Source organism: Geodermatophilus sp. SYSU D01180 (genome assembly GCF_054050415.1).
Genome location: NZ_JBJGZH010000018.1, coordinates 78,965 through 98,083, shown reverse-complemented (window position 1 = coordinate 98,083; position 19,119 = coordinate 78,965). Strand labels below are relative to the sequence as shown.

Here is a 19,119-nt window from a genome sequence, read left to right as displayed (position 1 = left end):
GCGCGTAGCTGGTGCAGGTGGGGCCGTCCGGCGCCAGGGGGGGGGTGCCGGGGCCCGGGGCCGCCCGGGGGTGTGGGGGGCCGCCCCGGGACGGTCAGCGCGGGAGGGGGCGCACCCCGTCGGGCGCGGCCGCGGGGAAGGACACCCCCGTCAGCTGCTCGGACAGGCGCCACATCCGCTCGGCGTCCCCGGTACCGCGCACCGGGCGGTAGGGCTCCTGCTCCGCGGGGGCGCCGGCGGCGGAGCCGGGACCGTCCGGGCCGTAGAACCGGCCGCCGGCGTCCGGCGCCGTCGCGGCGAGCAGAGCCGGCAGCGCCGCGCTCTCCGCGGTCCCGGCGAGGCCCAGCCGGGACAGCACGCGGACGAGCCGCACCCCGGTGGTGTCCCGGGCGCGGCCGACCTCCGGCCGGGCCGCGAGCAGGCTGGTCGGCGCGATCCCGGGATGCGCCAGGTTGCTGGTGACCCCCCAGCCGCCGGCGGCGCTGCGCCGGTGCAGCTCGAGGGCGAACAGGCCGACGGCGACCTTGGACTGGGCGTAGGCGCGCTGCCCGTCGTAGGACCGCTCCCGGTTCGGGTCGTCCCAGTTCACCGTCCCCCGGCGCGCCGCGACGCTGGTCTGCGAGGTCACCCGCGCCCGGCCGGCCCGCAGCAGCGGCAGCAGCGCGGCGACGAGCGCGACGTGCCCCAGGTGGTTGGTGCCGAACTGCAGCTCGAAGCCGTCGGCCGTCGTCTGCCGCTCCGGCGGCGTCATGACGCCGGCGTTGGCGACGAGCAGGTGCACCGGCCGCTCCTCGGCCCGCAGCGTCTCGCCCAGCGCCGCGACGGAGGCGAGGGAGGACAGGTCGAGGTCGCGCAGGGAGACCTCGGCGTCCGGGACCTGCGCGCGGATCCGGGCGACCGCGGCCTCGCCCTTGCGCGGGTTGCGGACCGGCAGGACCACCTCGGCGCCGGCCGCGGCGAGCCGGCGGGCCAGCACGAGGCCGACGCCGTCGCTGCCTCCCGTGACGACGGCGCGGCGGCCGGTGAGGTCGGGGATGGAGATGTCGGGTCGGGTGCGCGGCATCGGGTGCTCCTCGGGTCGTGGGGACCCCAGCCTCACCGCGCGAGGCGCCCGTGTTCAGGGACGGCCGATCCGCGGATCGCCGGTCCCCCGCTGCGGCGGCGCCCGCCGGGACGCACCCCCGCGGGCCCGCGCGGCCACCGTCCGGCGACGGCGCGGGAGCCGCCGCTGGGGCCGGACGCTACGGCTGCTCCTCCACGGGGCCGAAGACGGTCAGCAGGAGCCCTTCCGGGCCGTGGAGCCGGGAGTTGAGCGTGTCCCACGGGGTGAGGGTCGGCTCGGCGACCAGTTCCGCGCCGGCCCCGACCAGGTCCGCGGTCGCGGCGCGGGTGTCGGGTACCTCGAACGCGACGCGGATCCGGCCCGGGACGCGGTGTCCCACCTCGACCTCGTCGATGTAATCGGCGTAGGCCGGGTCGTTGATCTCCAGCGTCGCCCGCCCGGCGTCGAGGACGACGACGTGGCCGCCCCGGGCCTCGTGGGCCTCCTGCTGCGGCAGCCCCAGCACGTCGCGGAAGAAGCGGACGGCGGCCTCGTGGTCCGTCGCGGTGACCACGAGGCGGAGTTCGGTGACCCGCTGCCGTTGCTGCGTCATGGGAGCCTCCTCGGCCGCGGTGGGGGCGTGCCGCGCGAGGTCATCGTGTCGCACGCGCGCAGGTCGGCCCGGACGCCGGCGCGCATCCGGCGGTGGTGACCGGTGCCGCCGGGGCGGTCAGCCCTCCCCACCCGCCGGGCCGGCCGGCAGCTCCCCCGTCCGCGCCGGGTCGGGGGTGACGTCGCGGACCCGGCGGGCCGCGCCCGCCGACGCCCGGACCAGCGCCCGGACCGCCTGGTCGGCGGTGAGCCCGAACCGCTGCATCAGCACGCCCGCAGCCTGGTCGACCACCGCGCGGGCCTCCAGGCCGATCCGCAGGTCGTCGGCCATCGCGCGGGCGCTCTGCATCGAGTGCAGGTCACCGGCCGCCGCCGCGGCGTGCGGGCCCAGGCGGGTGGCGGCGGCCCGGGCGCCCTCGTCGAAGGCGTGGGCCTCGCGGGCGTAGATGTTCAGCGCGCCGGTGACGCCGCGGTCGGCGTCGATCACCAGCGGGACGGACAGCGAGCTCAGGGCGCCGTGGGCGACCGCTCGCGGCATGTAGTCCGGCCACCGGCTGTCGGTGCGGGTGTCGGCGACCTCGACCAGCTCACCGGTGCGCGCGGCGTGCAGGCAGGGCCCGTGGTCACGCTCGTACTGCGCCTCGTCGACGTCGACGGCCAGCCGACCGGTGGCGATCACCGTGGTGGGCACGTCGTCGACGAGCAGCGACACCGACGTCTCGGTGTCGCCGGGCACCACCGTCCTGGCCAGCGCGGCCACGGTGTGCAGCAGGTCCTCCATCGACAGCTCCGGAGCAGGGAGGCGCCCCCGGCGCCGGACTGCCCGGGCAGCGTCGTCGGGGTGGGGGTCCTGGCTGCTGTCCACGGCACGGCTCCGGTCTGCTGTACCGGGGCGGGCACCTCGGTTGCGGACTCCGCCTCGGAGCCCGCGCTGACGTGGCACGCCGGGGTCGGACGCACGGTCGGCGCGGGGTGGCTCCCACGACCGGACCCGAGCGTACGCAGCTCTCCGTCGGGGCGGGCGCATCGCCGCGTCGAGGACGGCGACGGCTGGGGCTAGAGGTCGCCGCCGCGGTCGAGCAGGCCGCTCAGGGGGATCTCTCCCGCGACGACGCGCCGGGCGAGCTCGTCGAGGTCCCCGCCGCGGGTGTAGGCGTGCGCCCGGAGCAGCGCCAGCGCGTCGGTGCTGCTGACCTCGAGGCCGGCGTTGACGAAGCCCATGGCCCGCCACACGACCGACCGCCGTCCGGCGGCCGGCGCGTCCAGCCACACCGGCCCGCCGCTCTCGCCGCGCGTCGCCTCGCTGTGCTGCTGGAACGCCGAGGTCACCTCGGCGCTGATCGCCAGCGCGTGCGCCAGGCTCAACGCCGTCACGTCGTTCGGCGGGACCGTGTACAGGTCCAGCGCCCCGATGCCGCGCAGTCCCCCGTGCAACGGCAGCGAGATGACCCCGCGGATCGGGGTGCTGGTGACCAGCCCGTCGTGGAACGCCGGCCACCGGGACCGGATCGTCGCCTCGTCGGCCACCACGGGCCTGCCCTCGGCGTGCGCCGTCAGGCACGGCCCCGCCCCGATCGTGAACTGCAGCCGCTCTGCCGTCGCCGCCGCCGCGTCACTGGAGCCCAGCGGCAGCCGTTGGCCGTCGACGAAGAAGAGCCCGATGCCCGCACCGTCGACCGGCAGCACCCGGGCGCAGGCGCGGGCCAGCCGCTCGGGCAACAGCTCGGGACCGGCCAGCTCCCCCGCCAGCTCGGCGAGCACGGCCCGGAACTCCCCGACGACCGTCACGTTCCTCCCGTCCCGACCCGTCGGTGGCGCCGGCCCCGTCCGCCGGGGCCGGGCGGCGAACCGCCCCGGGCGTCGCGCGTCGGCACGGTGGGACCGCCTGCGGTCCCTACCTCCCGCAAACGACGGGTGCCCAAACTCCGGACGCCGGGTGACCCCCCCCCGTTCGCGCGAGTGCGAGCCGGGACGGCGGGAGAGGTCGGGCCGGCGTCCGCGTGGCTGCCCGGCCCGGCCGGCGCGTGGGTGCTCGGACTCCCGCACCGTCTCCTCGCGGGTTTCGCGACGTGAGGGCGGGGCACCGATGGACATCGGCTGCGCATCCGCTCGTGCCCGCGGCTCCCCACCTGCAGGACCGTGGAAGGCCAGCCGTGGACGTCGCGACGCGCACGACCGGGACGGCGTCCGGGGACGCCCCGGCCGGTGAGCAGGCCGGCCGCGGGCGGGGTCTGCCCGCATGACCGCCGGACGGCCGGGCCACGGGAACCTCCAGGCCACGACCGGTCCGACGGTGCACTACGACGCGCGGCGCGCGATCTACTACGCCAAGCCCCTGCTGCGCGGCTGGCTGCACCTGGTGTGGTTCGCCGCCTCGCTCGTCGCCGGCCCCCTGCTGTGGGTCGCCGTCCACGGCCGCGGGCCGGTGATCGGCGTCGGGATCTACACCGGCTGCCTCAGCGGGCTGTTCGGCGTCAGTGCCCTGTACCACCGGGGCAGCTGGGGGCCGGTCGCCGCCCGGGTCCTGCAGCGGGCCGACCACGTGATGATCTTCCTGTTGATCGCCGGGACGGCGACTCCGGTGTTCCTCCACGCCGTGACCGGCACCTGGGGCCGGCTGGGCCTGGTCCTGCTGTGGACCCTCACCGCCCTGGGGATCCGGGCCCGCCTGGCCCGCATGGACGCGCCGGAGTGGCTCGTCGGAGGCGCGTTCATCGCGCTGGGAGCCGTCAACGCGCTCGCGGTCCCGGCCCTGTGGGCCGCGGCCGGGGGTCCGGCCGCGGCCCTCGTCGTCGCCGGCGGGCTGCTCTACATCACCGGCGCCGTCGCCTACCACTGCCGCCGCCCCGACCCGCTCCCGTCGGTCTTCGGCTACCACGAGGTCTTCCACGCGTTCGTGTGCGCCGCCGCCACCTGCCACTACGCCGCCATCGCACTGCTGGTCAGGTGAGCCCGCGCGGTGGAACCGGCGCACCGGCGCCGGGCCACCGGATCCACGGACCGGCCGGAGGCCCGGCGCCGGAGGAGGTCCCGTCCCTCGAGGAACCTGCACGGGGACACCGGCCGGCCGGGCCGACCACGTCCCGGCGGGGGGCGGGGTTCAGTGGGAGCGGACGGGGCGCGGCGGAGCCGAGGGGTGCTCGGCGGCCCGAGCCTCGGCCCGGGCGACCGCTCGCGCGGCCTCCTCCCGTTGGGCGGCGGCCTCGACGTCACGCTCGACGGCGCGGCGGGCGTTGGCCAGGGCACCGCGGGTCGGTGCTCCCGCGAGGACGGTCCGCACGCGCTGCCGGATCCGCCACCACCGGGACAGCAGGCTCAGGACGACGGTCATCGGCTCAGCGGTGGGGACCGTCGCCGGCCCCGTGGGTGAGGGCCAGGCAGGTCCAGCACAGCGGGTGGACGCGATCGGCGGAGTCGGGCCAGGTCCAGATCCGGGGATCCAGGGGAACGACCGGGGACGAGCAGATCGCCCGACCGGCCCGTCCGACCGCGTGCAACCGGCCGACCGCCGTCGCTCCGGCACCCGGGGACCCAGCGGCCGGGCGGGGGCCGGGGAGCACACCGTCGGCACCGACAGCCCAGCCGGCCGCGCCGGAGCACGCGGGGGCTCGCCGACGGCCGGCGTGCCGGCCGTGCGGGGCTCGCGCGCAGCTCATCGGGCGCCGTCGGCGGGAGCGTGCCCGGCCGGGTCGAGCACGGCGGGGCAGGCGTCCGCCGACGTCGGGAGGTGTCCGGCCGGGGCGGCCGTGGTCTCAGCCATGCCGCCACCGTGGCCGAGCGGTCCTGTCGGATACAGGGACCAACGCCTCTGTATCGAAACGAGGCGATCCGGATCCGCCACCGGTCCCGCTGTGTCACGCGAGGCAACGGACGTCTTCGGCGCCGCCTCCGGCGAGTGAGGTGGCCTGGTGGTGGTCGACCGCCCCGGAGAGCAGTCGGGGGCCGCGCCCGATCTCAGGGTGGAACCGACTGCGCCGGCGGGCGAGAGGCTTCGCACAGCGGGTGTCGGAGGCTACGGTCGGCGGGGCCGGCGCTGCCGGCGGCGGCCCAGCCACGGCCTTGCGGAACGCGCACCCCGGAGGCGCGTCATGCCCGTTGAGGCCGTCGAGTTGTCCATCCGGGAGCCGGACGTCGCCGAGGCCGTGCTCACCGACCTCTACCACCCGGAGCGGCCGCTCGCGTTCTCCGGCGTCCGCGGGTCGTTCACCTGCGAGATCCGGTCGGCGACGGCCGGCGACGTGAGCGCGGACCGGCTGCGGTTCACCGCGGGCATGCGCTGCGCGGTCGCTCCGCTGAGCGACCTGGTGGTGGCCAGTCCGGTGAGCGGTGGGTGCCGGTACGTGGCGGGCCGGGACCAGGTCACCACGCGACCGGGCGTGGTGTTCCGGTGCCCGACCGGCGTGCCGTTCACGAACGTGTGGGACGACGTGGACGTGGGCATCGTGCGGCTGCCGCTGGCGGTGATCGAGCGGGTGGCCGAGGAGCGGCTGGGGGTGCCCGCGGTCGACGTCCGGTTCGACGGGCTGAGTCCGGTGTCCGAGTCGATGCGCCGCACGTGGTTGGGCCTGTCGAGGTTCGTCCACCGGGAGATGGCCGACCCCGGCAGCGGGCTGGCCGAGCCGCTGGTCGCCGCGCACCTGGCCGAGCTGGTGGCGGCGGCCGCGCTGGCGGCGTTCCCGAACACCACGATGACGTCGGACCACCTGCCCGGCGCCGGCGCGGTGGCGCCGGCGGTGGTGCGCCGGGCGGTGGCGTTCATCGACGCGCACGCCTCGCTGCCGATCACCGTCACCGACGTCGCCCGGGCCGCCGGGGTGGGCCCGCGGGCGCTGCAGCTGGCCTTCGCCCGCCACGTCGGGCTGTCCCCGATGGGCTACGCGCGGCGGGTGCGGCTGGAGGGCGCGCACCGGGAGCTGCGGGCCGCCGACCCGGCGGCCGGGGACACGGTGGCGGCGATCGCGCTGCGCTGGGGATTCGCCAAGCCCGACCGGTTCGCCGCCGCCTACCGCGCCGCCTACGGGGTGGCCCCCGCCCACACCCTGCGGACCTGAACCACCGCGGCCGCACACGCCCCGAGGGGAAGGTCATGACCGCCGAGACTGCCCCGACTACCACAGCGCCCCGACGCACCGAGTTCCGCACCCGCGACCCGGCCGAGGCACGCGAAGTCCTCGACACCCTCTACAGCGGCCACCTCCAGGTGGACGCCTCCCGCGACGCCACTTGGCTGCTGGACCTGCGGACGGTCGACCCCGGTCCGTTCACCTTCTGCGACCTCACGCTGCCGGCCGACATCACCTTCGACGTCCACGGCCGAGACGACGTCGTCATCAGCACGGTCATCCGGGGCACCATCGGGCTCGAGCGTGGACAGAGCACCGACCGCTACGCGCCGGGGGACGTCTACATCGCCGTCCATCCCCAGTCCACCGACGTCAGTCGCACCCACAAGGCCCAGGCTCGCACCGTCACCCTGCCGCAGGCACTGCTCACCGACGTGGCCCGCGGCGCCGCCGCGCCCGGCGGGCGGTGGCAGTTCACGGCCATGCGGCCGGCCCCCGGTGACGCCGCACGCTGGCGTCAGACCACCCGGTTCGTCGACGACCTGCTCGCCGACCCCGAGGCGGCCGCCTCGCCGCTGCTGCTCGGGCCGGCCGCGCGGCTGCTGGCCGCCACCGCGCTGACGATCTTCCCGAACACCGCCGTGGCGCCAGCAGCCGCCGCGGACAGCGTCGACGCACACCCGGGCACGCTTCGCCGCGCGACCGAGTTCGTTGAAGCCAACTGTCATCGCGACATCTCCGTCGCCGACATCGCCCGGGCCGCCTGCGTCACCCCGCGTGCGGTGCAGCTGGCCTTCCGCCGGCACCTGGACACCACGCCCCGCGGGTACCTGCGCACGGTCCGCCTGGCACAGGCGCACCGGCAGCTACGCGACGCCACCCCCGGCAGCGGTACGACCGTGACCTCCGTCGCCGCCCGCTGGGGCTTCACGCCCAGCCGGTTCACCGAGCGCTACCGCGCCGCCTACGGCGTGCTGCCCAGCGCCACCCTGCGCACCTGAACCGCGGTCCGCGGCGGCCCGCAGCCGGCGGGCCTCCAGTCCCCGGCGCAGCGCCTCGGCCCGCTGCCGGCTGGCGCCGGCCTCGGCGACGAGCTCGGCCGCGGAGCGCCGGGCCCGCTCGGCCGCGGCGCGCCGCGCCGCCACCCCGGGCCGGGTCCCCGGCCCCGCGCGCTGCGCGTGCCCCCGGCTCTCGACCATCGCGCCCACCCCGTGCCCCTGCTGCCTGCTCCTGGGGCGCCGCGCGCGGGAACACCCCGCCTGCGCTCAGCGGCGTCCTGCTCGTCCGAGGAACCGACCGCGCGCGGCCACCCGCGAACAGCGAACCCGCCGCCCGCGGGCCCCGCCGGACGAGGGGCCCGCGGCTGCGCACCGTGGGGGTGTCGGTTCGCCTGTCCGGGAACCGCCGGTCAGCGCGCGGCGGACTCGAGCGCGTCGGCCCGCGCCCACATCCGCAGCGCCTCGCGCCGCTCCTCCTCGGCACGCCGGCGCATGCGGGCTGCCCGGTCGCGGTGCGGCCCGGACGGGTCGGCGCTGCAGACGGCCTCCGCGGCGCCCGCGACGTCGTCGTAGGTCAGCGCCGCCTCCGCGGCGGCCGCAGCGGCCGCACGGATCGCGGCGACAGCGCTGCGCGAGGCCTCGGCCCGCCGGTGGTCCAGCGGCCGCTGTACCGGTGACGCGGTCACGACGCGAGCGTGACCGGCGGATCGCCGGTCGGCTACGACCGCAGGCGAACGATCGCCCTGCGGACTCGCCCGCAGGCGAACCCGCGCCCGGCGCACCGCCCGTCCAGACGATCGTCGCGCGACACCGGGCCGGCCCTGGGAACGCGCGGGGCTCCCGTGGGTCCTCCGGGGGTGCGCAGGTGGGCCGCCCGAGGGGGTCGCTGCTTCGGGTACGCGCCGAGCCGGCCGCCGCGGCCGGCGACGGGGCCGAGGAGCTGTCCGGCTCGGACCGGGCGCGCCCACCGGCGCCCCCCGAGACCTGTCCATCGCCATCCGGGATGGGCATGCTCTCCGGACATGAGCATCGACACGGGTCGTCGGTCTCCGCCCTGCGCGCTGGTGATCTTCGGCGCCTCGGGCGACCTCACCGCCCGCAAGCTCCTGCCCGCCCTCGCCGAGCTGGCTGGCTACGGGGCGCTCCCCCCGGAGGTGACGCTCGTCGGCGTCGCCCGCACGCCGATGACCGACGCCGAGTTCGCGGACGCCTGCCGCCGCGACGCCCCCACCGCGGGGAACCCGCGGTGGCAGGACATGACGGCGACGGCCCGCTACGTGAGCGGCCACTACGACGACCCGGCCACCTACCAGCGCCTGGCCGAGGTCCTCGCGACGTGCGACGGCCGGCACGGGACCGCGGGGAACCGGGTGTACTACCTCGCCACGCCCCCGCGCCTGTTCGGGCCGATCGCGGTCAACCTCGGCAAGGCGGGGCTGTCCGTGCCGGCCGGCGACAGCGCCATCCGCGTGGTCGTCGAGAAGCCGTTCGGCTGGGACGAGGCCAGCGCCCGGGAGTTGTACGCCGACCTCTCGTCGGCGTTCGTCGAGGAACAGGTCTTCCGGATCGACCACTACCTGGCCAAGGAGACGGTGCAGAACCTGCTGGCGCTGCGGTTCGCCAACTCGATCTTCGAGCCGATCTGGAACCGGACGTGGGTCGACAACGTGCAGATCACCGTCGCCGAGACCCTGGGCGTCGGCGAACGGGGCGGTTTCTACGAGACCACCGGCGCGATGCGCGACATCGTGCAGAACCACGTCCTCCAGGTGCTCTCGCTGTTCCTCATGGAGCCACCCACGTCGTTCCACCCGGAGGCGATCCGCGACGAGAAGGTGAAGCTGCTGCGCGCGATCCGGACGCTGGACGGCGACGCGGAGATCGCCGAGAACGCGGTGCGGGGGCAGTACACCCGCGGCGGCACCCGGGAGGAGCTGATGCCGGGGTACCGGGAGGAGCCCGGGGTCGATCCGCTGAGCGCGACCGAGACCTTCGTCGCGATGCGACTGGAGGTCCAGAACTGGCGCTGGACCGGCGTCCCGGTCTACGTGCGCACCGGCAAGCGGCTCCCCGCCCGGATCACCGACGTCGCCATCGAGTTCCGCCGCCCACCGCAGCTCCCGCTGTTCCCCGGTTCGGCGGCGGGTCTCGAGCCCGACGCCCTCATCGTGCGCGTGCAGCCCGACGAGGGTCTGAGCCTGCGCTTCGGCGCCAAGGTGCCCGGCCACGCCTTCCGCGTGCAGAAGGCCTCGATGGACTTCTCCTACGAGAGCTTCGAGGAGCAGTCGCCCGACGCCTACGAGCGCGTCATCCTCGACGCCCTGATCGGCGATCCCACCCTGTTCATCCGCGCCGACGAGGTCGGCCGGTCCTGGCGCATCGTCGACCCGGTGATGCAGTTCTGGGCCCGGGACGAGCGCCCCATCCCGCTGTACCAGGCAGCCACGTGGGGTCCGCCCGAGGCGGGCTCCCTGATCGCCCGGGACGGCCGGAGCTGGCGCCACTCGTCCTGACCAGCGCCGACGTGGCGGGTGCGACGACGAGCAGTCGCGCAGGCTCCCCGCGGCCCGGCGCAGATCCGCGTCGTCGGTGGAGTGGTGCGGCGCGAACCGCAGGTCGTCGCCGCGCAGTGAGCACCGGACGCCCCGGGACAGCAGCCGGTCGTGCACCAGCGGGGATGGCGGGGTCGGGTTCCACGCGGTGCTGCCCGGCGCGACGACGGACGACGACTGGGTCCAGCGCGAGGTGCGGGTCGTGCAGCGCTGCGCGCCCAGCTCGCTCGCCGTGGGGCAGCTCTGGCGGGAGCGCGGCACGACGTTCGAGGACGTGTACGGGCACGACCTGCAGCACGACGCGGCGCACGGGGCGCGTTCCCGTCGTCGTGCCCTCCGTCGGACTGGTCGGGGCCGTGGCCGTCTCCGGCCTGCCCCAGCTGGAGGACCACCGGCCGGTCCTGCCGGCCGTCCGGAGGCACAGCTCCGCCTGAGCTCCCGGGATGGACCGGCGCGCGACCGTCCCGTCAGAGCCGCAGGCTGGTCATCCCGCCGTCGACCCGGAGGACCGTGCCCGTCGTCGAGGCGGCGAGCGGGGACGCGAGCGACACGATCGCGTGCGCGACCTCCTCGGCGGTCACCAGGCGGCCCAGCGGCTGGCGGGCCCGCAGCGCCGCGGCGGCCGCGGCCGGGTCCTCGGCGGCGTCGAGCAGCCGGCCCACCCACGGGGTGTCGGCCGTGCCCGGGGCGACGGCGTTGACCCGGATCCCCTCACCGACGTGATCGGCGGCCATGGCCAGCGTGAGCGCGAGGACCGCGCCCTTGCTCGCGCTGTAGAGCGCGCGCTGCCGGACGCCGACGAACGCGACGGCCGAGCACGTGTTCACCACGGCCGCGTGCTCCGACCGCCGCAGGTGCGGCAGCGCCGCCCGGGTCACCCGGGCGATCCCGGTGACGTTGACGTCGAGCACCCGCGCCCACTCGGCGTCGTCGTTCTCCCCCACGTGCCCGGTCGCCCCGATGCCGGCGTTGTTGACCAGCACGTCCACACCGCCCAGCTGCTCGACCACCGTCGCGACGGCCGCGTCGACGGCGGCGCTGTCGGTGACGTCGCACGGCACGGCGAGCACGCCCTCGGGTGCGCCGTCGGGGTCGCGGTCGACGACGGCGACCCGCGCGCCGCGATCCTGCAGCAGCCGGGCGGTGGCCGCCCCGATGCCGCTGCCGCCGCCGGTGACCACCGCGACCAGCCCGTCGAACTCGGCCATGTCAGGACCTCCTGGGGTCGACGTGGATCTTGGGTCCCGGGCCGGCGCCCTCGACGCGCGCCCCCGCGAGCACGGCCCCGACCTGCTCGAGACCGACCGTGGCGGCGACGAGCGGCCGGGGGTCGACCCGACCGCCCGCGTAGGCGGCGATGGTGGCGTCCAGGCCGGGCGAGGCCGAGAGGATCCCGACGGCCGTCACGTCCTTGAGCGCCAGGGTCCGGGTGTCGACGGTGCTGGGGCTGCCGGCCAGCCCGATGTAGACCACCCGGCCGGCGGGCTCCACCAGGTCCAGGGCGCGCGCGGGCAGGTGGACCGCGTTCGAGGCCTCCACCACGGCGTCGAAGGGCACGTCCGGCAGCGTCTCCTCGGTCCAGGCCTGCTCGAACCCGAGGCTCCGGGCGAAGCCGAGGGAGCTGTCCGAGCGGCCCAGCAGGTGCACCTCGGCGCCTGCGGCACGGGCGAACACCGCGACGAGCAGCCCGATGGTCCCGGGGCCGGTGACGAGGACCCGGTCGCCGGGCTGCGGGTCGGCGGCCTGCGCCGCGCGCAGGGCGTTGCCACCGGGCTCGACGAGGGCGCCGAGGACGTCGTCCACCGGGTCCGGCAGCGGGTGCAGCGACCAGGCGGGGACGGCGATCTGCTCGGCCAGCGCCCCGTGCCGCCCGCCGCGGACGCCGACCTCCTGCCGGTGCTCGCAGACGTGCTGGTGGCCCTTGCGGCAGCGGCGGCAGGTCCTGCACCCGAGCATGGTGTCGCCCATGACCCGGCGGCCGAGCCACGACCGGTCGACGCCGTCGCCGACGGCGGACACGGTGCCCGCCCACTCGTGGCCCAGCCGCAGCGGGTACGACGCGTGCCCCTGGTGCAGGTACGCCATCTCACCGGTGAAGAACTCGACGTCGGTGCCGCACACGCCGACCCGGTGGACGTCGACGACCACCTCCCCGGGCACCGCCACCGGCGCCGGGACCTCCTGCACCGACCCCTCGCCGGGCCCGGTCAGCACGAAGGCCCGCATCGTGCGTCCGCTCACCGGGGGGCGAGCACGCGCTGCCGCTGGCTGCCCAGCCCCTGGATGCCGAGCTCCACGACGTCCCCGGGCTGCAGCCAGACCTGCGGGGACATCCCCATCCCCACGCCGGGCGGGGTGCCGGTGTCGATCAGGTCCCCGGGCTCCAGGACCATGAACTGGCTCAGGTGGTGCACGACGGACCACGGGTCGAAGACCATCGTCTTCGTGTTCCCGGTCTGCCGGCGGACGCCGTTCACGTCCAGCCACATGTCCAGCGCGAGGACGTCGTCGATCTCGTCGGGGGTGACCAGCCAGGGACCGGCCGGGTTGAAGGTCTCGGCGGACTTGCCCTTGGTCCACTGGCCGCCGCGCTCCATCTGGAAGGCGCGCTCGCTGCCGTCGTTGACGACGCAGTAGCCGGCGATCGCGTCGCGGGCGTCCTCGACCGAGTCCAGGTAGCTGGTGCGCCGCCCGATGACGACGCCCAGCTCGACCTCCCAGTCGGGCTTGGTCGAGCCGCGCGGGATGCGCACGTCGTCGTCCGGTCCGATGAGCGTGTTCGGCGACTTGGTGAACAGGATCGGCTCGGCGGGCACCGCCTGGCCGGTCTCGGCGGCGTGGTCGCGGTAGTTCAGGCCGATGCACAGGATCTGGTGCGGGCGGGCGATCGGCGCGCCGATCCGCTCGCCGGCGAACCGGGACACCCGGCCGGCGGCCGCCCGCTCGGCGACGACGGGACGGATCCGGTCGAGGCCACCGCCGCCGAAGAACGCCTCGTCGAGGTCGGGGGTGACGTCGGAGAGGTCGACGTAGGTGGCGTCGTCGATGCGGGCGACGGGCTTCTCGGCGCCGGGCGCGCCGATGCGCATGAGGTGCACGGGCGGGGACTCCAGGGATCGTCGGAGGTGACCGCGGAGGTCAGGGGTGTGTCCGGGTCGCCAGGCGGACGCCGGGCACCCGGTCGGAACCGACGAGCCGGCTCTCGCCGAGCCGGGCCCCGCTGCCCGTGCCGGGTGCTGTCGTTCCCGCGGCCGGGTGGTTACCGTCCATCGGGTTCCAGAAGCTAGACCGTCGGGTCGACAGTCGGAAGGCGGACGGCCGTGGAGCTCCGGAGCGCCCAGTGGTACGCGGGGGACGACCGCAACGCCTACATCCACCGCGCGTGGATGCGCCGCGGCGTACCGGGCGACGCCTTCGACCGGCCGCAGATCGCCATCGCCAACACCGCCTCGGACCTGACGCCGTGCAACGCGCACCTGACCGAGGTCGCCGCGTCGGTGCGCAACGGCATCCACGAGGCCGGCGGCAGCCCGCTCGAGCTGCCCGTCGTCTCCCTGGGCGAGACCAACGTCCGGCCCACCGCGATGCTCTGGCGCAACATGGCCGCGATGGCCACGGAGGAGATGCTCCGGGCCAACCCGATCGACGGCGTCGTGCTGCTCGGCGGCTGCGACAAGACGATCCCGTCGCTGCTCATGGCCGCCGCCTCGGTCGACCTGCCCGCCGTCGTCGTGCCCGGCGGGCCGATGCTCACCGGGACCTTCCGCGGCGTCCCGCTCGGCTGCGGCACCGACGTGTGGCGCCTGTCCGAGGAGGTCCGGGCCGGGACGCTGTCCCAGGAGGCGTTCACCCGCTCGGAGTCGTCGATGATCCGCAGCCGCGGCCACTGCAACACGATGGGCACCGCCTCGACGATGGCGCTGGTCGCCGAGGCGCTGGGGGCCGTCGTCCCCGGCCTGGCCGGGACCCCGGCCCCGGACAGCCGGCTGCTGGAGGCCGCGCACGGCACCGGCCGGCTGGTGGTGGAGATGGTCGCCGCCGACCGCCGCCCGTCCACCCTCCTGACCAAGGCCTCGTTCGCGAACGCGATCGTGGCGCTGGCCGCGATCGGCGGGTCCACCAACGCCGTCGTCCACCTGCTGGCCATCGCCGGACGCCTCGGCGTCGACCTGACGCTGGACGACTTCGACCGGATCGGATCCGGTGTCCCGGTGCTGGTCGACCTGCTGCCCGCCGGGCGGTTCCTCATGGAGGACCTCCACCGCGCCGGCGGGTTCCTCGCCGTCCTCTCCGAGGTCCGCGACCTGCTCGACCCGACCGCGCTCACCGTCACCGGCAAGCCGCTGGTCGAGTACCTGCACGACGCGCCGATCTGGGACCCGGAGGTCATCCGGCCGCGCCGCGAGCCGCTGGTCGAGCACGGCGGCATCGCCGTGCTGCGCGGCAACCTCGCACCCTCCGGCGCGGTGATCAAGCCCGCCGCCGCCTCCCCCCACCTGCTCAGGCACCGCGGCCGGGCGGTCGTGTTCGACTCGATCGAGGACCTGCACGCCCGGCTGGACGACCCCGACCTCGACGTCGACGCCGACTCGGTCCTGGTGCTGCGCGGCTGCGGGCCCAAGGGCTACCCCGGCATGCCGGAGGTGTCCAACACGCCCATCCCGAGGAAGCTCCTGGAGCAGGGCGTGCGCGACATGGTCCGCGTCTGCGACGGCCGGATGAGCGGCACCGCCTACGGCACCGTCGTCCTGCACGTCGCCCCGGAGGCCGCCGCCGGCGGGCCGCTCGCGCTGGTGCGGACCGGGGACGTCATCAGCCTGGACGTCGAGGCCCGGCGCATCGACGTCGAGGTCCCCGACGACGAACTGGCCGCCCGCACACCCGCCCAGGCCACCGTCGACGGCTTCGCCGCCCCGCGCCGCGGCTGGGAGCGGCTCTACGTCGACCACGTCCTGCAGGCCGACACCGGCGCCGACCTCGACTTCCTCGTCGGCTCCAGCGGCTCGCGGGTCAGCCGCGAGTCACACTGACCGCCTCGGCGACCACGGCCTCGCGCCTCCGACCCTGCCGGGCGCCGACGGAGCACCGTGTCCCACCCTCACCGGCTTCCCCGAGGCCGGCCGGAGGCGGCCACCTCGCCGCCGGGGAAGAACCGGACCTGCTCACCACGGCGGTGGAGCCGCGTTCGGCGGTCTCCGTCAACCGCAGGTCCCACGTCCCTGTCGCTGAGATGTGTGCCCCGATGGACGCCCGCGCCGCGACGAAGGGGCCGCTCGTCGTCCGAGATCGCGTGCCCCAGGGCCGTCAAGCTCCGTCGAGGAGGGCGCGTGCGGCGACGAGTTGTGGGGTGTCGAAACCCTCCGTGAAACCGTCGTACGCGGCGCGGAGGTCGGCGAGTGCCTCGTCGCGACGAGGGGTCGAACGTCGTAGGGTCGCGAGTCGCGTCGCCGCGACGAGATGGATCATGCGCGCGCCGTACGCTTCCGCGGATGCCGCGGCGCGCTCGAACAGCTCATCGGCGGCGGAGACGTCGGCGACCGGGGACGCGAGGAGCAGGTCTCCCCACAGGATGTCGAGCTGCGGGTCCTGGAGGCCCTGGCTCCACACCGTGGACACCGCCTCCTCCACGAAGGCCGCGCCACGCTCCGGCTGACCCGCCATCAGGCACCCGGCCGCTCGGACCATGAGCAGGCTGCTCCAGAAGACCGGCGGGGTCGACAGTCCCTCGTAGAGGCCGAAGCCCCGCTCGACGTCGGCGAGTCCCTCGTCCAGCTCTCCGAACCCCACTCGTGCAGTTCCGCGCATGACGAAGGCCAGTGCCCGCCAGATCGGGTAGTCCTGCGCCTCGGCGATCCGCAGCAGCTCCTCGGCGTACTCGGCCACGCGCCCGAGGTCCTGCCGGCCGAGCGCCGCGAACGACGCGTGGAAGTAGGCGTAGGCCACCGAGTAGGGATGTCCGATCTGCCTGGCGAGCTCGATCCCCCGCTCGATGCGCACCTCGGCACGGTCCGGGAAGCCCGCTTCCCACAGCAGCAACCCGGAGACGACGTAGGCGACCACCCCGGGGTTCGGACCGACGCGGAACTGCACCCGGGACGTCCGCTGCTCGAGGAAGTGCTCGATGGACTCGTCGAGGTGTCGCAGGCTCCCGGTGAGGTCCTCCGTCGCGACGGCACCGACGACGAGGTGCGCATCGGCCAGCAGGGCGGGCTCCCGGTTCTGCTCGGCCAGGGCCAACAGCTCACGCCCCACGGCAGCAGCGCGCTCGAGATCGGCCCGGAGCAGGTGCAGCGTCGCCACGGACCGGAGCACCGAGAAGCGTTGAGGCACACCACCCGCAGCATCCGACCGATCGAGGGCGGCTCGGATGCGCCGCTCGACCTCGGCCGTGTAGCCGCTGACGGCGATCATCGACCGAGCCAGGCTCGTCTCCACGGCGATCTCGTCCCGGATCCGCTCCGGCGTCTCCGGCTGGACGGACAGCACAGCGAGGAGGTCGCTCCCCAGCTCCACCGCCCCTCGGTAGTTGCCACGCGCGTCGTAGTAACCCCACAGCGGTTCCAGCAGGTCGTTGAGCCGCGCGACGGCGCCCTCGCGGACCCAGTAGGACCAGGCCGCCCGGACGTTGCCGAGCTCCAGGGACAGCGCCGCGAGCACCTCGGCGCGATCGGCATGACCGGACGGGCTCCCCCACGCGCGCGCCTGCTCCGTGTAGTGCTCGGCATGAGCGCGACGTGCGGCCGCCGCGACGTCGGGCCGGGACCCGAGCTGCTCGGCCGCGTAGGTGCGGATGGTGTTGAGCATGGACAGACGGGGCCGGCCATCGCCTGCCTGGGTGCTGCGCACGAGGTTCTTGTCCACCAGCGAGCCCAGGCTCTCGACGACGTCGAGCCCGTCGAGGCCCGGCACACGCCCGATGACCGCCTCCACATCGGCCAGGCGGGCCCCGGCGAACACCGACAGCACGCCCAGCACGGCACGGTCCGCATCACGGAGCAGTTCGGTGCTCCACTCGATGGCGCGACGAAGCGTCTGCTGGCGCTCCGGGAGGTCACGCGGCCCGCCCCGGAGCTCGTCCAGCCGCAGCTCGAGGCGTGCACGCAACTCGTCGACCGCGAAGAGCTTCACCCGCGCCGCGGCGAGCTCGATGGCCAGGGGCAGGCCGTTCAGCAGCCTGCACACGGCCGCCACGTCGGTGACGTTCCCGTCGGTCAGTCCGAACCCCGCGACCACGGCAGCAGCTCGCTGGACGAACAGGCGCACGGCCTCGGATGCCTCCGCCTCCCCGACCGTCACCGTCTCTCGCTCCGGTAGTGACAGAGGAGGGACCGCGAAGAGGACCTCACCGCGCACCCGCAGCGACTCCCTGCTCGTGACCAGCGCCGTGAGGTGCGGACAGTGCTGGAGCAGATCACTGAGATCGGTAGCCGCCTCGGCCACCTGCTCGAAGTTGTCCAGCACCAGCAGCATCCGGGCGGTGCGCAGACCGCGCCGGAGCGCCTCCAGCGGTTCGTCCTCGGTCACGCCGGGAAGCGACACGGTCCGGACGATGGCGGCAAGGACCTGTCCCGGTTCGTGCTCCATGCTCAGGTCCACGAAGAACACGCCGTCACGGAAGGCGGCGACGACGTCGGAGGATGCCTCGAGCGCCAATCGTGTCTTGCCGATGCCTCCTGGGCCGGTGAGGGTCACGAGCCGTGTCTCGACATCGGTCAGCAGGGACGTGAGGGCCGCGAGTTCACGACCGCGGCCCAGCAGCGTTCCGGTCGGGGACGGCAGCCGCTGACCCACCTCCAGGGTGTGCAGCGGCGGGAAGTCGGTGGGCAGCCCGGCGATGTCGAGCTGGTACAGCACCTCTGGCTGAGGGAAGTCCTTCAACCGGTAGCCGCCGAGCCGGCGCAGGGCGCTGCCTCCGGGAAGCGCCCCAGCGAGGAGAGCCGCGGTCGCCTCCGACAGCACCACCTGTCCGCCCGAAGCGGCCGCCGCGATCCGCGCCGCCTGGTGCACGGAGAGGCCCACGTACCCGTCCTCGGTGGCCATGACCTCGCCGGTGTGCAGCCCCATCCGCACCAGGACGCGTCGGCGGTCAGGCCACGGGTGCGCCGCCAGCGACCGTTGGCCCTGGGCCGCCGCCGCCGCTGCCTGTCCGGCCGTGGCGAAGGCGACGAAGAACCCATCTCCCTGGGTGTCCACCTCGTGGCCACCGTGCGCGGTGAAGGCCGCCCGGAGCAGGGACCGGTACTCCGCGAGCGCATCCGCATAGCCCAGCGCGTCCTCGCGCAGCAGCCTCGTCGACCCGGCGATGTCCGTGAAGAGAAAGGTGACCGTTCCCGTGGGAAGCACATCGACCTCCGGCCGCGTCCCCGTACCCGAAGTCAAACACGGGTGTCACTCGCCGAGGAAGGTCTCGGCGCCAGCGACACCGAGGGCGGCTCCTGCCACCGAGGCGCCCGAAGGACCCACTCGAACCGGTGCCGTCCCGGCCCGACCCGCTCCGGCCGCGCCCCCTCCTGCGGCAGGGTGATGACGGCGGTGGTCCCGGTCAGGACGGCGACGTCGACGGTGAGCCGCCCGCCCTTCCGACGCCACGCGACCGCCGCGCGCCCGTACGACGTGAGGTGGGCGGTGGACGCGGAGGTCAGCCGGCCGCCGGACGGGAGCTGTACCCCGTGACCGTGGGGGCCCCGACGATCCCCGAGTGCCCTCGATGAAGTGTCAGGGATCCTCGGCCACGCGTCGATCGCCACCGCCCGCGACGTCTCCGAGCACGTCGCCCCTGGCGTCGCGCGCGAGGCGATGGACGTCCTCGGCGGCGTCTCCGGCGAGCGAGGGTGGCCTGGTGCTCAACCGCC

Annotated in this window: 16 protein-coding genes; 5 read left to right on the top strand and 11 right to left on the bottom strand. The window is 75.4% G+C overall.

The features are described from left to right. Positions 1-94 precede the first annotated feature (94 nt). The 4 genes from ACI8AA_RS16765 to ACI8AA_RS16750 all read right to left on the bottom strand — a co-directional run bounded on the left by ACI8AA_RS16765 (position 95) and on the right by ACI8AA_RS16750 (position 3,442). Positions 95-1,063 carry an SDR family oxidoreductase gene (locus tag ACI8AA_RS16765; RefSeq protein WP_457045535.1) on the bottom strand — a complete coding sequence of 323 codons (969 nt, stop codon included), beginning with the start codon at positions 1,061-1,063 and terminating at the stop codon, positions 95-97. 178 nt (positions 1,064-1,241) lie between these two features. Next, a complete protein-coding gene (locus ACI8AA_RS16760) occupies positions 1,242-1,655 on the bottom strand; it encodes a VOC family protein (protein WP_457045534.1) in 414 nt (137 codons plus the stop codon). Positions 1,656-1,772: 117 nt separating this feature from the next. Further along, positions 1,773-2,435, bottom strand: a complete 663-nt coding sequence (locus tag ACI8AA_RS16755) for a GAF and ANTAR domain-containing protein (protein WP_457045533.1) — start codon at positions 2,433-2,435, stop codon at positions 1,773-1,775. Positions 2,436-2,710: 275 nt separating this feature from the next. Beyond that, positions 2,711-3,442 (bottom strand): GAF domain-containing protein, encoded by a 732-nt coding sequence (locus ACI8AA_RS16750; RefSeq protein WP_457045532.1) that lies wholly within the window; start codon positions 3,440-3,442, stop codon positions 2,711-2,713. Positions 3,443-3,893: 451 nt separating this feature from the next. On the opposite strand from ACI8AA_RS16750, the gene trhA reads away from it, so the two are divergent. Continuing rightward, entirely contained in the window at positions 3,894-4,604 is a 711-nt protein-coding gene (gene trhA, locus ACI8AA_RS16745; protein WP_457045531.1) for a PAQR family membrane homeostasis protein TrhA, read from the top strand. A 150-nt stretch (positions 4,605-4,754) separates the two neighbouring features. On the opposite strand, the gene ACI8AA_RS16740 is transcribed toward trhA, so the two are convergent. Beyond that, entirely contained in the window at positions 4,755-4,985 is a 231-nt protein-coding gene (locus tag ACI8AA_RS16740; RefSeq protein WP_457045530.1) for a hypothetical protein, read from the bottom strand. A gap of 757 nt (positions 4,986-5,742) precedes the next feature. On the opposite strand from ACI8AA_RS16740, the gene ACI8AA_RS16735 reads away from it, so the two are divergent. Together ACI8AA_RS16735 and ACI8AA_RS16730 are read left to right on the top strand one after the other, a co-directional pair. Further along, on the top strand, positions 5,743-6,705 hold the full coding sequence (locus tag ACI8AA_RS16735; RefSeq protein ID WP_457045529.1) for an AraC family transcriptional regulator: 963 nt from the start codon (positions 5,743-5,745) through the stop codon (positions 6,703-6,705). A 35-nt stretch (positions 6,706-6,740) separates the two neighbouring features. Beyond that, on the top strand, positions 6,741-7,718 hold the full coding sequence (locus ACI8AA_RS16730) for a helix-turn-helix transcriptional regulator (protein ID WP_457045528.1): 978 nt from the start codon (positions 6,741-6,743) through the stop codon (positions 7,716-7,718). Positions 7,719-8,125: 407 nt separating this feature from the next. On the opposite strand, the gene ACI8AA_RS16725 is transcribed toward ACI8AA_RS16730, so the two are convergent. Next, on the bottom strand, positions 8,126-8,401 hold the full coding sequence (locus ACI8AA_RS16725) for a hypothetical protein (protein ID WP_457045527.1): 276 nt from the start codon (positions 8,399-8,401) through the stop codon (positions 8,126-8,128). Between the two features lie 336 nt (positions 8,402-8,737). Between ACI8AA_RS16725 and zwf the strand changes: the two genes are divergently transcribed. Next, positions 8,738-10,228, top strand: a complete 1,491-nt coding sequence (gene zwf, locus ACI8AA_RS16720) for a glucose-6-phosphate dehydrogenase (protein ID WP_457045526.1) — start codon at positions 8,738-8,740, stop codon at positions 10,226-10,228. Between the two features lie 506 nt (positions 10,229-10,734). On the opposite strand, the gene ACI8AA_RS16715 is transcribed toward zwf, so the two are convergent. The 3 genes from ACI8AA_RS16715 to ACI8AA_RS16705 are packed head-to-tail and all read right to left on the bottom strand — an operon-like array spanning position 10,735 to position 13,356. Further along, positions 10,735-11,475: an SDR family NAD(P)-dependent oxidoreductase gene (locus ACI8AA_RS16715; RefSeq protein WP_457045525.1), complete on the bottom strand. Its 741-nt coding sequence runs from the start codon at positions 11,473-11,475 to the stop codon at positions 10,735-10,737. Position 11,476: 1 nt separating this feature from the next. After that, complete coding sequence (locus ACI8AA_RS16710; protein ID WP_457045524.1) at positions 11,477-12,493, bottom strand: zinc-dependent alcohol dehydrogenase; 1,017 nt, start codon at positions 12,491-12,493, stop codon at positions 11,477-11,479. An 11-nt stretch (positions 12,494-12,504) separates the two neighbouring features. Then, positions 12,505-13,356: a fumarylacetoacetate hydrolase family protein gene (locus ACI8AA_RS16705; RefSeq protein ID WP_457045537.1), complete on the bottom strand. Its 852-nt coding sequence runs from the start codon at positions 13,354-13,356 to the stop codon at positions 12,505-12,507. A gap of 231 nt (positions 13,357-13,587) precedes the next feature. On the opposite strand from ACI8AA_RS16705, the gene ACI8AA_RS16700 reads away from it, so the two are divergent. Beyond that, the gene (locus ACI8AA_RS16700; protein ID WP_457045523.1) at positions 13,588-15,297 is read left to right on the top strand and encodes an IlvD/Edd family dehydratase; all 1,710 of its coding nucleotides are present in this window, start codon (positions 13,588-13,590) and stop codon (positions 15,295-15,297) included. Positions 15,298-15,571: 274 nt separating this feature from the next. Here ACI8AA_RS16700 and ACI8AA_RS16695 read toward each other — a convergent pair whose 3' ends face one another. Together ACI8AA_RS16695 and ACI8AA_RS16690 are read right to left on the bottom strand one after the other, a co-directional pair. Beyond that, entirely contained in the window at positions 15,572-18,610 is a 3,039-nt protein-coding gene (locus tag ACI8AA_RS16695; RefSeq protein ID WP_457045522.1) for an ATP-binding protein, read from the bottom strand. Between the two features lie 32 nt (positions 18,611-18,642). Next, complete coding sequence (locus ACI8AA_RS16690; RefSeq protein WP_457045521.1) at positions 18,643-19,014, bottom strand: alpha-L-rhamnosidase C-terminal domain-containing protein; 372 nt, start codon at positions 19,012-19,014, stop codon at positions 18,643-18,645. Positions 19,015-19,119: the final 105 nt, after the last annotated feature.

Excerpts from the sequence above, each read along its gene's own strand:
- ACI8AA_RS16765 (WP_457045535.1), bottom strand. The coding sequence starts at position 1,063 with ATGCCGCGCACCCGACCCGACATCTCCATCCCCGACCTCACCGGCCGC.
- ACI8AA_RS16760 (WP_457045534.1), bottom strand. The coding sequence starts at position 1,655 with ATGACGCAGCAACGGCAGCGGGTCACCGAACTCCGCCTCGTGGTCACC.
- ACI8AA_RS16755 (WP_457045533.1), bottom strand. The coding sequence starts at position 2,435 with ATGGAGGACCTGCTGCACACCGTGGCCGCGCTGGCCAGGACGGTGGTG.
- trhA (WP_457045531.1), top strand. The coding sequence starts at position 3,894 with ATGACCGCCGGACGGCCGGGCCACGGGAACCTCCAGGCCACGACCGGT.
- ACI8AA_RS16740 (WP_457045530.1), bottom strand. The coding sequence starts at position 4,985 with ATGACCGTCGTCCTGAGCCTGCTGTCCCGGTGGTGGCGGATCCGGCAG.
- ACI8AA_RS16735 (WP_457045529.1), top strand. The coding sequence starts at position 5,743 with ATGCCCGTTGAGGCCGTCGAGTTGTCCATCCGGGAGCCGGACGTCGCC.
- ACI8AA_RS16730 (WP_457045528.1), top strand. The coding sequence starts at position 6,741 with ATGACCGCCGAGACTGCCCCGACTACCACAGCGCCCCGACGCACCGAG.
- zwf (WP_457045526.1), top strand. The coding sequence starts at position 8,738 with ATGAGCATCGACACGGGTCGTCGGTCTCCGCCCTGCGCGCTGGTGATC.
- ACI8AA_RS16715 (WP_457045525.1), bottom strand. The coding sequence starts at position 11,475 with ATGGCCGAGTTCGACGGGCTGGTCGCGGTGGTCACCGGCGGCGGCAGC.
- ACI8AA_RS16710 (WP_457045524.1), bottom strand. The coding sequence starts at position 12,493 with ATGCGGGCCTTCGTGCTGACCGGGCCCGGCGAGGGGTCGGTGCAGGAG.
- ACI8AA_RS16705 (WP_457045537.1), bottom strand. The coding sequence starts at position 13,356 with ATGCGCATCGGCGCGCCCGGCGCCGAGAAGCCCGTCGCCCGCATCGAC.